This window comes from Rhizobium sp. R693 (genome assembly GCF_002211315.1).
Taxonomy (GTDB): Bacteria; Pseudomonadota; Alphaproteobacteria; order Rhizobiales; family Rhizobiaceae; genus Rhizobium.
On the sequence record NZ_LOKY01000012.1, the window covers coordinates 272,383 to 283,963 of the forward strand.

Consider the following 11,581-nt stretch of genomic DNA (forward strand, 5'->3'; position numbering starts at 1 on the left):
CGCATTTCGTGTCTGATCGATCAGTTCTCGAAGAATTCCTTCATCCGCGCGAAAAACCCGGTCGATTCGGGATTGTTCTCCTTCGAGGAAAGCTGCTCGAACTCCTGAAGTAGCTCGCGCTGGCGCTTCGTCAGCTTCTGAGGGGTTTCGATCTGAATCTGGATGTAGAGATCGCCTGTTTGGGGCGAACGCAGCACCGGCATACCCTTGCCCTTCAGACGGAACTGCTTGCCGGCCTGGGTGCCTTCCGGCACGGTAACACGCGACTTCGTGCCGTCGAGCGTCGCGACGTCGAAAGTGCCGCCGAGGGCAGCCGTCGTCATCGAGATCGGGATGGTGCAGTAGAGGTCGGCGCCATCACGCTGATAGAATTCATGCGGCTTGACCGACAGGAAGATATACAGATCGCCCGCCGGGCCGCCGCGCATGCCGGCTTCGCCCTCGCCCTGCAGGCGGATGCGGGTGCCGTCTTCGATGCCGGCCGGAATGTTCACGGAAAGCGAACGCTCTTCAGTGACGCGGCCCTGGCCATGGCACTTCGTGCAGGGATCGGGAATGATCGTGCCGCGACCGTGACAGGTCGGGCAGGTCCGCTCGATCGAGAAGAAGCCCTGGGCTGCGCGTACGCGGCCGGAACCCTGGCAGGTGCCGCAGGTCTTCGGCTGGGTGCCCGGCTTTGCGCCCGAGCCGGAACAGACGTCGCAGGTAATCGATGTCGGCACGCGAATCTGTGCCGTCTTGCCGGAGAAGGATTCCTCCAGCGAAATTTCCATGTTGTAACGAAGATCGGCGCCACGCTCGCGGCCGCCGGACGAGCGCTGCCGCTGACGACCGCCGCCCATCATCTCGCCGAAGATATCCTCGAAAATGTCGGAGAAGCCGCCGCCGCCGAAACCGCCGCCGCCACCGCCCATGCCGCCGTGTTCGAAGGCTGCGTGACCATACCGGTCATAGGCCGCGCGCTTCTGCGGATCCTTGAGCGTCTCGTAGGCTTCGTTGATTTCCTTGAATTTGCGCTCGGCGTCATGGTCGCCCGGATTCTTGTCCGGATGAAACTTCATGGCAAGTTTGCGGAAGGCGCTTTTCAGCTCTTTGTCGTCCGCCGTCTTGGCGACACCCAGCGTTTCGTAAAAATCGGCTTTTGCCATTAAGGATTAGACCCCGGAAATGGTTTTCCGGCTGCCATGGTGAGCAGCCGGAACGTCAGTTTCAAGCTAGACCGCTTGGTCTCGCTTACGCGGACTTCTTGCGGTCGTCGTCCTTGACTTCTTCGTAGTCGGCATCGACGACATTGTCATCACCGCCTTCAGCCGAAGCGTCCGCAGAGCCGGCTTCAGCCTGCTGGGCTTCATAAATCGCCTGACCGAGCTTCATGGAAACTTCCATGAGGGTCTGGGTCTTTGCCTTGATGTCTTCAGCATCCGGCTCGGTTGCTTCGACGGCAGACTTCAGAGCGGCGATCGCATCGGAGATCGCGGTGCGGTCGGTCTCGGAGACCTTGTCACCATAATCCTTCAGCGACTTTTCCGTGGAGTGTATCAGGCTTTCGGCCTGGTTCTTGGCTTCCACGGCTTCGCGACGCTTCTTGTCGGCTTCGGCGTTGGCTTCGGCATCCTTGACCATCTTCTCGATATCGGCGTCGGAGAGACCACCCGAAGCCTGGATGCGGATCTGCTGTTCCTTGCCGGTGCCCTTGTCCTTGGCCGAAACCTGCACAATGCCGTTGGCGTCGATGTCGAAGGTCACTTCGATCTGCGGAACGCCACGCGGTGCCGGCGGCAGGCCAACGAGGTCGAACTGGCCGAGCAGCTTGTTGTCGGCAGCCATTTCGCGCTCGCCCTGCGAAACGCGGATGGTGACGGCCTGCTGGTTGTCGTCGGCGGTCGAGAAGGTCTGCGACTTCTTCGTCGGGATCGTGGTGTTGCGCTCGATCAGACGGGTGAAGACGCCACCGAGGGTCTCGATGCCGAGAGACAGCGGGGTTACGTCGAGGAGCAGAACGTCCTTGACGTCGCCCTGAAGAACGCCGGCCTGGATGGCGGCGCCGAGGGCTACGACTTCATCCGGGTTGACGCCCTTGTGCGGCTCCTTGCCGAACAGCTGCTTGACGACTTCCTGGACCTTCGGCATGCGGCTCATACCACCGACGAGAACGACTTCGTCGATCTCGGCAGGCGTGACACCGGCATCCTTGAGGGCTGCCTTGCACGGTGCGATGGTGCGCTGGACGAGATCGTCGACCAGGCTTTCGAGCTTGGCGCGCGTCAGCTTCAGCGTCAGGTGCTTCGGGCCGGTCGCATCAGCGGTGATGAACGGCAGGTTGATTTCGGTCTGCTGAGCGGACGACAGTTCGATCTTCGCCTTTTCAGCAGCTTCCTTGAGGCGCTGCAGGGCAAGCTTGTCGCCCTTGAGGTCGATGCCGTTATCCTTCTTGAACTCGGCAACGAGGTATTCGACGAGACGCATGTCGAAGTCTTCACCGCCGAGGAAGGTATCGCCGTTGGTGGACTTCACTTCGAAGACGCCGTCGCCGATTTCGAGGATCGAGATATCGAAGGTACCGCCACCCAAGTCGTAAACGGCGATGGTCTTGCCGTCCTTTTTGTCGAGACCGTAGGCAAGGGCTGCCGCCGTCGGCTCGTTGATGATACGGAGAACTTCGAGACCAGCGATCTTGCCGGCATCCTTGGTTGCCTGGCGCTGTGCGTCGTTGAAGTATGCGGGAACGGTGATGACGGCCTTTTCGACCTTTTCACCGAGATAGGATTCGGCGGTTTCCTTCATCTTCTGAAGGATCATCGCGGAGATTTGTGCCGGAGAATAGGACTTGCCCTGGGCCTCGACCCAGGCGTCGCCGTTGTCACCCTTGACGATGTGGAAAGGAACGAGGCTCTTGTCCTTCTCAACGGTCGGATCTTCGTAGCGGCGGCCGATGAGGCGCTTTACAGCGAAGAGGGTATTCGTGGGGTTGGTGACAGCCTGGCGCTTGGCCGGCTGACCGACGAGGCGTTCGCCATCATCGGAAAACGCCACCATGGAAGGGGTTGTGCGCGCGCCTTCCGCATTCTCAATGACCTTTGCGTCTTTGCCGTCCATGACCGCGACGCAGGAATTTGTCGTTCCGAGGTCGATACCAATTACTTTTGCCATGTCATTCTCTCCTTGAAGCAAGCTGTCGGAACCCCGAGAAGGCATTTCCCTGACAGCCCCTTACGGGATGGGTCTTTAAGATTAACGCAATCGTGATTGCGGTGATGCCGCGTATATAAGGAGCGGTTTTCGGGACTGCAAGGCGAGAAATAGCCAGAAAACCAGCAAAACAAGCGCCCAGCGATTAATTTCGACAGGCGCAGGAAAATGGCATTTTTCCGGCCAAACGCTTTGGCTACTGCCCCATGATCAAGTCGAGCAATGTCGTCCGTCTCGGCTTGCCTGCCGGCGACGGTTCAGGCTCGCCGATATCACCAGGCGGCAGCGCATCGCCGTAGCCATCATCGCCGTCCTGAGCGATGTCGGCGGGAGGCACCGGACCGCCATTAGCCGGCGCCATCGGCTGACGTCTCGGTCGATCGGTCGCCTGTGGATTGCGCTCACGAACATCAGCCCCGCCTCCGAAGACACCGGAAAGAATGCTGCCGATCGTCGTCGGCTCTTCAAGCGGTGGCGCCGCACCAGGCTCGACAGACGCCATCGGCTGATCGCCAACACCGGGATTGGCTGCGGGATCAGCCATGAACTGCCCGTTGCCGAACAGCGGTGCCGGCGACAGTCCCTTGTGTGCAGCGACCATGAATTCCTGCCACGCCTTGGCCGGCAAGCCGCCGCCTGTCACCTTCCTCATCGGCTTACCGTCGTCGTTGCCGAACCAGACGCCGGTTGTGAGATTGCTGGTGAAGCCAACGAAGAGCGCGTCCCGCGAATTCTGGGTGGTGCCGGTCTTGCCGGCTGCCTGCCAGCCAGAAAGCTTGGCGCTCTTGCCAGTTCCCTGGTTGATGACGCCCATCATCATCGTGTTCATGTTGGCGGCAATCGCTTCCGACAGGACACGCGGCGGATTATCGTAGGTGTTCTCGTAGAGCACCTTGCTGCCGTCGGCCGTCGTCACGCGACGGATCACATGCGGCGTTGCCTTGTAGCCGCCATTCATGAAGGCGGCATAGGCGCCGGTGAGCTCCATCAACGACACCTCGGACGTGCCCAAAGCGATCGAGGCATTCGGCTGCAGCTCCGATTCGATGCCGAGGCGGTGTGCCAGCTTGATGACCTGATCCGGTCCATCATACATGACCAGCTGGGCAGCGACCGTGTTCAGCGACTTTGCGAGCGCCGTCGCGAGGGTCACTTCGCCATTATACTTCTTCTCGTAGTTCTCAGGCGTCCAGTCGCCGATCCGAATCGGCGCGTCATTGAATACGGAGAACGGCGTCAGGCCCTTTTCGAGTGCCGCGGCATAGACGAACGGCTTGAAGGACGATCCGGGCTGGCGCTTGGCGGTGACGGCGCGGTTGAACTGACTGTCGGCATAGTCCCTGCCGCCGACGAGGGCACGGATCGCACCGGTCCCGTCGAGAGAGACCAGTGCTGCCTGAGAGGCATCGAGCTTGGCGCCGTCCTTTCCAAGGACGTCATTCAGCGACTGCTCCGCGCGCTTTTCCAGCGTCTTGTCGATCGTCGTGTCGACGACGATGTCTTCCTTGACGTCGCCGATCAGGGCGGGCAGCTGGTCCATCACCATATCGGCGACATAGTGACCGGCGCCCGACCAATAGCGCTTTGCCTTGGCCGGCGTCTGCGACATGGCGGTCTTGACTTCGTCATCGGTGATATAGCCCTGCTCGCGCATCGTCTGCAGCACCACCTGTGCGCGGGCATTGGCGGCCTCGGGATCGCGTGCCGGCGACAGACGCGACGGTGCCTTGACGAGACCGGCAAGAAGGGCTGCTTCACCGAGGTTCACATCGCGTGCGGACTTGTTGAAGTAACGGCGCGAGGCAGCTTCGACGCCATAGGCGTTCGAGCCGAAAAACACGCGATTGAGATACATCGCAAGGATCTGGTCCTTGGTGTATTTCTGCTCCAGCCACAGGGCGAGCAGGACTTCCTGCACCTTGCGCTCCAGCGTGCGGTCCGGCGACAGGAAGAGGTTCTTTGCAAGCTGCTGCGTCAGCGTCGAGCCACCCTGGACCATGCGCCCAGTCGTCAGATTGGTAACGAAGGCACGTGCAAGGCCAAGCGGATCGACGCCGAAATGCGAGTAGAAGCGGCGATCTTCGATGGCGACGATCGCTTCGGGAATGTACGGCGACATGTCTTCGAGCGCGAGGGCCTCGCCGCCCGTCGTGCCGCGATTGGCGATGACGCTGCCGTCGACAGCGGTGATCTTGACGTTCGGCGGACGCTCTGGAATGGCCCAGGTGCTGGCGCTCGGCATACGCGAGCCGTAGTAGATAACGAGGCCGGCGACGCCGATCCCAGCCCAAATGCCGAAAACGATGCACCAGTAGACGATGCGACGGATGAAGCCGAAGAGCCCACCCCCTTCGCGATCGCGGCGGTCGCGTTTGCGACGCTCCGGCTGCCGCGCGCGGGACGGTTTCGGCGTTGCGCGCCTAGTCGAGCGTCCGCGCACCACGCGGTCATCGGCATCGAGCGAGAAATCGTCATCATCGTCACGGTCGTCGCGACCGCTGAAAGAAGGTTCGATCCTGTCGCGTGATTTGCCTCTGCCCGCCATCTAGTACCCGGTTCACCCCATCTTCGCTTCGTCAGCGGCGACGCCGCAGAAACCGTGCTTTGCCAAACGGTTCTTCGCCCGGTTGAACTTTAAATGCGGCGATTTAAGGGGTGGTTAAGAAGTGGTTAGAGCGGTCCGCGTTTGCCCCAATAATGTCAAATTTGGTTCAGCCCCCATTCACCGAACGGGCTCTCTAATCGACGCGCAAGGGACTTGCATAACAGAGGTGCAAAGATGCGTATGAGAATGATTGCAGTCGCGATCGCCATGTGTGGATTTGGCGTTTCCGCGGCTGAAGCGATGCCGGTCGCGCCGATGAACGGCATTGCGGCCCAAAATATGGTACTTGTCGACTACGCTTGCGGGCGCGGATACCACCTGACGCGGTGGGGCAATTGCCGCCCGAACTGGAACCGGCCTCCACCGCCGCGTTACGGCTGGCGCGATGACCGCCGCTATGGATGGGGCGGCCCGCCACGCTATGGCTGGCGCTACGAGCGGTCCTACGGATGGGATCGTCCGCCGCCGTGGGCTCGTGATCGCTATCGCGACTGGCGCTGATTATACTCTGCGAACCAGAGACAGCATCAGAGCCCGGCCTAGTCGGGCTCTGATTTATTTGGCCCGCCAAGCCACGCTTTTTTGGCATGGCTGCCATTCGTTGCGACCGTCACAAATCTGACATATAGCACGTCGAATTGCGCCTAAGATTAGCGCAGAACGCGCATTAGGTAGGCATTTCATGAGCATCGACTTTAGTAACACCGAAGAATTCAGGCTGCGTGAAGTTTGGAGCGTGCAAGAGTTTGCACGCCGCTACCGGCTGACAAAGATGGAAGAGAGCCGCCTGAAGATGCTGCACGGCCCGTTCGCGGAGATGCGCGAGTTGCTGGGCTGTTGTCAGAATTCAGTTTCTCTCTGGTAGCAGGGAACCATTAGGGACGCCGTGAATTAGTTGCGTAGCGAAACACGCCCTACACGTTTCGCTAAAGGTCGGCCGTCTCCCCTCAAACGTGCCGATCACGATCAGGCCCGGTGTCTCTCCCAGAGCGCCGGGCCTTCCCATTTCTCCTGTGAAAGCCTCCACCTTGGCAAGCGCAGGCTGAGCAAATGGCGGTCGCAGCAGCGCTCTCGTTGAACACTTGAAAGCTTAAAAACGCAGAAATGCGTTCGTCCTACTTGAAACCCGAAGTCGGCGTTCCGACATAGGGATCAACATATTGCAGCCGATGGAAAGCTGTGCGCGCAAGCAACGTTGCCACTTCCATCGTTTTGATCGCGGCTCTGCGGTTAACCATACGTTAACCTTTCCCGATCAGTCTGGCTGCAACATTCGCCTCCTCCTTGACCACGGATGTACTGGCATCGAAGTGAAGCGAATGACGAAAGGCCGGCTTGTTCCGGCCTTTTTGTTTTTCGGGCGCTCGAGCGCGCGCTTCCTGTTACTTGGCCAGCGCTTCCAGGATGCGAATCCAGGACCGGATACCCTTGTGATAGGAAGCGAGCTCGTACTTCTCGTTTGGCGAGTGAATGCGGTCGTCGCTGAGGCCGAAGCCGACCAGCAACGATTCCATGCCGAGCATCTTCTGGAAGTCGCCGACGATCGGGATCGATCCGCCCATGCCGATGACCACGGCGGGCCTTGGCCACTCGTCGGAAAGCGCATTCTTGGCCTTCGTCAGCACCGGCGAATCGTAGGAAAGATGGATTGCCGGCGAGCCGCCATGCGGATGGAAATCGACTGAGCAATCGGCGGGGATTTTCGAGCGGATGTAACTGCGGAAGCTTTCCCGGACGGCATCCGGATCCTGCGTCCCGACGAGACGGAAGGAGACTTTGGCGGAGGCCTTGGCTGCGATCACCGTCTTGAAGCCTTCACCGGTATAGCCACCCCAGATGCCATTGACCTCAGCGGTCGGACGCGCCCAGGTCAATTCGAGGACCGACCGGCCCTTCTCTCCCGACGGGATCGACAAACCCACCTCGCCCAAAAAGGTCTCGGCGGTCTTGCCGAGGGTTTCCCAGGATGCCTTTATATTGGCCGGCGTTTCTTCCACGCCATCATAGAAGCCCTCGAGCGTGATGCGACCGGTTTCATCGTGCAGGCCAGCAAGTGCTGCCGTCAGGATATGGATCGGATTTGCGGCGGCACCGCCGAACAGGCCGGAGTGCAAGTCGCGGTCGGCTGCCGTCACGACGACCTCTTCGCCGACGAGACCCCGAAGCGCCGCAGCAATCGCCGGCGTATCGCGGTCCCACATGCCGGTGTCGCACACGAGGGCGTAGTCCGCCTTCAATTCCGCGGCGTTGGCTTCGAGGAAGGGCTTCAGCGACGGTGAACCGGATTCCTCTTCGCCTTCGAAAAGAATTGTGATGCGGCAGGGCAAAGCACCGTTGACGTCCTTGTAGGCGCGGCAGGCTTCGACGAAGGTCATCAACTGGCCCTTGTCGTCGGCGGTGCCGCGACCCGTAAGGATCTTCCGGCCATTGCCGACATCCTTGATCGACGGTTCGAACGGATCATTCTCCCAAAGCTCGATGGGATCGACCGGCTGCACGTCGTAATGGCCGTAAAACAGCGCGTGTGGCGCGTCGGCGCTCGCACCGGCATGATGGGCGACAACCATGGGATGACCGGGCGTATCGCGCACGGAAGCATCGAAACCCAGCGTCTCGAGATAGGAAACCAGCCATTCGGCCGCCTTGCGGCACTCGACCTTGAAGGCCGGGTCAGTGGAGATCGATTTGATCCTCAAGAGTTCAAACAGCTTGTCGAGGCTTGATGGCAGATTCTGATCTGCGCGCGAAAGCACCGGCGTTACGTCAGTCATTTTCGACTCCTTTCGAAATTCCGCGGGACGATAGACCAAAGGTAAATCGCTTTCGAGTTGAAAAAAGATCGAGAGAGGAGGCGATCACGACGGATGGGCGCGTCAGATATACCGCAAGACGAATGCATGAAATCGCATATACAATTTACGGTTATTTAGGGAAGGATAAATAGTATACCGACAATGAGTTCGAGGTGAGATATGTTCTCTGTAGTCACCTGCATTCGCGAGAACCATGACTGGCGTCTGATTGTTGCCGCCGTTATTGTTTGCCTGATCGGCAACCTTGCCTCCATGCTGCTATTGTTCCGCGCTCAGGAATGCGACCCCGGACAGCAACGGCACTGGATCATGGCATCGGCATTTGCCTGCGGCGTCGGCATCTGGGCCACGCACTTCATCTCCATGCTGGCCTACGATGGCGGCTTCACGATCACTTATGGCCTTGGCCTGACAACACTCTCCGTCATACTGGCGATATGCGTCTCGTGGCTCGCCATCCTGGTTTCCGTGGAGGGTTCGAGTGAATATTCCTTCGTGCCCGGCGGCATCTTGATGGCACTCGGCATCGGTTCGATGCATCTGACCGGCATGCGGGCGATCGAAGCCCAGGTTGATATCGTCTACGATCTCCAGGCAACGCTGATCGCGCTGTTGATTGGTGCGACACTCGCGAGCATGGCGTTTCTCTCCTTCGAGAGGCTCAAGGGAACGAAACGGCTGCTGGTGTCGGCGATTGCCATGGTGCTCGCCATCGCAGCGATGCATTTCATTTCCATGAGCAGTATTACGCTCATTCCCGAGCCCGGACGAAGCGTGACAACGACCGTTCTGGAGCCCAAAGCGCTGGCAGCGATCATCGTGGTGGTGTCCACGGCCCTGATCCTCGTCGCTCTCGGCGCCGTGTTTCTCGAAAGCCATCTGACCGATCTGCGCGGCCTCGCAAACGCCTCGATGGAGGGGCTTCTCGTTCTGCGCGAGGGAAAGATCGTCGACGCCAACGAACGGTTCCAGCAAATGTCGGGCTGGCAATTGGCCGAGTTGCTCGGGGGTGATCCGACCTCCCTTCTGATGAGCATGGATGGCAGTACGATAGCCTTCCGAGAGGAAACGCAGCTGACCACCAAAGACGACAGCGAGATCCCGGTAGAAATTCTGTCCCGTCGCATGGTCTATCGCGGGCGCAACTGTGACGTCCTGGTGATTCGCGATCTCAGCGAGCGCAAGCGCGCCGAGAAAATGATCGAACATCTGGCGCAGCACGACGTCTTGACCGGCCTGCCGAACCGTTCGCTGTTCGACACGCGCATCCGCCACGCTCTTCAACTGGCCCAGCGCAAGCACGCGCAGATCGCCGTCTTCTGCCTGGATCTCGATCGCTTCAAGGCCGTCAACGACATCTTCGGGCATGCGGAGGGCGACCGCATCCTCTGCAAGGTCTCGACAATCCTGCAGCGCGTGGCCGACGACGGCGACACGGTCGCCCGACTTGGAGGCGATGAGTTCGCGATCATCCAGACGGGCAAGCAGCAGCCGGACGCCGCGCGCAAGCTCGCTGGGCTTATTCTTGACGGGCTCGCCGCTGAAATGGATATCGCCCGCGATCCGACCGCCGTCGGCATCAGTGTCGGTATCGCTGTTTATCCTACGGACGGACACACGGCGGAGGAGCTGAGCGATAACGCCGATACGGCGCTTTACCGTGCCAAGCACGGCGGGCGCGGCAAGGCCTGCTTCTTCGACGCGGAAATGGACGAGGCCGTGCGCGCCCGCCGCCAGATCGAGGCAGAGCTGCGGCATGCGATCACGCGCAATCAGGTCTCCGTAAGCTACCAACCGATCCTCGACAGCAGGACGGATACCGTCACCGGCTATGAAGCCCTGATGCGGTGGAATCGGCCGGGACATGGCATGAGTGAACCGGAGGTCTTTATCGGCATAGCCGAGGAAAGCGGCGTGATCGTGCAGCTTGGAGAGTGGGTGATGCGCCAGGCATGCACCGAAGCGGCGCGGTGGCCGCAGCCACTGTCCATTGCCGTCAACGTCTCGCCGGTGCAGTTCATGCTCCCGAACCTTTGCGAGCGGGTTGCGGCGATCCTCGAAGAGACCGGGTTGGCCCCGGAGAGGCTGGAACTGGAAATTACCGAAGCTGCCTTCGTGCGCGACCGAAGCAATGTCATCGCAACGCTGATGCGTCTGCATGGACTAGGCGTGCGCATCGTCATGGACGACTTCGGAACGGGCTTCTCATCGCTTTCGAACCTGCGCGCTTTGCCATTTGACAAAATCAAGGTGGATCGCAGCTTCACGGGCATTCTCGAACATGACGCCGCCGCCCGTTCCATTGTGCGCGCCATCATCGGCCTTGGTCACAGCCTGGGAATTCAGGTCGTGACCGAAGGCGTCGAAACGGAACTTCAGCGGCAGATCGTCATCGAGGAAGGCTGCGAGCAGATGCAGGGCCTGCTTCTCGGCAAGCCGGACATCGAGCCGAGCGTCAAGCTGGCAGCGCGTGAGAGCTTCCTCACAACCCACGGCGAGTTGGATCGGCCGCTCGCTTCCGCCACCATAACGGCGGCGGAATAGAACTCAGAGCTTCTTGGCGTTGTCGAGAAGGCGACGGATATATTCGAGGGTCAGCTCGCGTTCGAAGCTCTTGAAGCCCTCAAACAGCGCTAGATCCGCTTCACGCGCCGCCTCGATCGCGTCGTCTTCCATGCCCTTGGCCTTGTCCGTCAGGAAGATCAGCTGGGCGCGCTTGTCGGACGGATGCGGGCGGCGGTCGATGAGCCCGTCTCGCGCCATGCGTGCGAGGGTGTTTGCCATCGTCGCCTGTTCGATGTCGACGCGGGCCAGCAACTGCTTCTGCGTCAGCCCGTCCTCGGCCCAAAGTTCGAGAAGAACCGGGAACTGCCCTGGCGAAAAGCCGAGCCTTGCCGCGCGCTGCTGGAGCGAACGAGCGAAGCCCTTGGCCAGCTGGCTGGCAAGGTAAGCCCCCGAGTCCATACGATTAATT

8 protein-coding genes are annotated in these 11,581 nt (G+C 60.3%); 3 read left to right on the top strand and 5 right to left on the bottom strand.

The genetic code is table 11. From position 1 onward, the window contains the following. Positions 1–20: 20 nt before the first annotated feature. The 3 genes from dnaJ to ATY79_RS13265 form a co-directional block, all read right to left on the bottom strand. Positions 21–1,148, bottom strand: coding sequence for a molecular chaperone DnaJ (dnaJ, locus tag ATY79_RS13255; protein WP_088691033.1), 1,128 nt, complete (start codon positions 1,146–1,148; stop codon positions 21–23). 85 nt (positions 1,149–1,233) lie between these two features. Next, positions 1,234–3,150 (bottom strand): molecular chaperone DnaK, encoded by a 1,917-nt coding sequence (dnaK, locus tag ATY79_RS13260; RefSeq protein ID WP_088691032.1) that lies wholly within the window; start codon positions 3,148–3,150, stop codon positions 1,234–1,236. A gap of 235 nt (positions 3,151–3,385) precedes the next feature. Continuing rightward, a complete protein-coding gene (locus ATY79_RS13265) occupies positions 3,386–5,734 on the bottom strand; it encodes a transglycosylase domain-containing protein (protein ID WP_088704105.1) in 2,349 nt (782 codons plus the stop codon). A gap of 234 nt (positions 5,735–5,968) precedes the next feature. Here ATY79_RS13265 and ATY79_RS13270 point away from each other — a divergent pair, with 234 nt between their 5' ends. Beyond that, the gene (locus tag ATY79_RS13270; protein ID WP_088704106.1) at positions 5,969–6,295 is read left to right on the top strand and encodes a hypothetical protein; all 327 of its coding nucleotides are present in this window, start codon (positions 5,969–5,971) and stop codon (positions 6,293–6,295) included. Between the two features lie 181 nt (positions 6,296–6,476). Then, entirely contained in the window at positions 6,477–6,659 is a 183-nt protein-coding gene (locus tag ATY79_RS13275) for a hypothetical protein (RefSeq protein ID WP_088704107.1), read from the top strand. Positions 6,660–7,176: 517 nt separating this feature from the next. Here ATY79_RS13275 and ATY79_RS13280 read toward each other — a convergent pair. Further along, on the bottom strand, positions 7,177–8,565 hold the full coding sequence (locus ATY79_RS13280; RefSeq protein WP_088691477.1) for a M20/M25/M40 family metallo-hydrolase: 1,389 nt from the start codon (positions 8,563–8,565) through the stop codon (positions 7,177–7,179). 201 nt (positions 8,566–8,766) lie between these two features. On the opposite strand from ATY79_RS13280, the gene ATY79_RS13285 reads away from it, so the two are divergent. Further along, positions 8,767–11,151 (top strand): EAL domain-containing protein, encoded by a 2,385-nt coding sequence (locus ATY79_RS13285; protein WP_088704108.1) that lies wholly within the window; start codon positions 8,767–8,769, stop codon positions 11,149–11,151. A gap of 3 nt (positions 11,152–11,154) precedes the next feature. On the opposite strand, the gene ATY79_RS13290 is transcribed toward ATY79_RS13285, so the two are convergent. Then, on the bottom strand, positions 11,155–11,571 hold the full coding sequence (locus ATY79_RS13290) for a MarR family transcriptional regulator (RefSeq protein WP_088691027.1): 417 nt from the start codon (positions 11,569–11,571) through the stop codon (positions 11,155–11,157). Between the last annotated feature and the right edge of the window lie 10 nt (positions 11,572–11,581).

Bases quoted from the DNA above. Each gene is read 5' to 3' on its own strand.
- dnaJ (WP_088691033.1), bottom strand. From the start codon at position 1,148: ATGGCAAAAGCCGATTTTTACGAAACGCTGGGTGTCGCCAAGACGGCG.
- dnaK (WP_088691032.1), bottom strand. From the start codon at position 3,150: ATGGCAAAAGTAATTGGTATCGACCTCGGAACGACAAATTCCTGCGTC.
- ATY79_RS13265 (WP_088704105.1), bottom strand. From the start codon at position 5,734: ATGGCGGGCAGAGGCAAATCACGCGACAGGATCGAACCTTCTTTCAGC.
- ATY79_RS13270 (WP_088704106.1), top strand. From the start codon at position 5,969: ATGCGTATGAGAATGATTGCAGTCGCGATCGCCATGTGTGGATTTGGC.
- ATY79_RS13275 (WP_088704107.1), top strand. From the start codon at position 6,477: ATGAGCATCGACTTTAGTAACACCGAAGAATTCAGGCTGCGTGAAGTT.
- ATY79_RS13280 (WP_088691477.1), bottom strand. From the start codon at position 8,565: ATGACTGACGTAACGCCGGTGCTTTCGCGCGCAGATCAGAATCTGCCA.
- ATY79_RS13285 (WP_088704108.1), top strand. From the start codon at position 8,767: ATGTTCTCTGTAGTCACCTGCATTCGCGAGAACCATGACTGGCGTCTG.
- ATY79_RS13290 (WP_088691027.1), bottom strand. From the start codon at position 11,571: ATGGACTCGGGGGCTTACCTTGCCAGCCAGCTGGCCAAGGGCTTCGCT.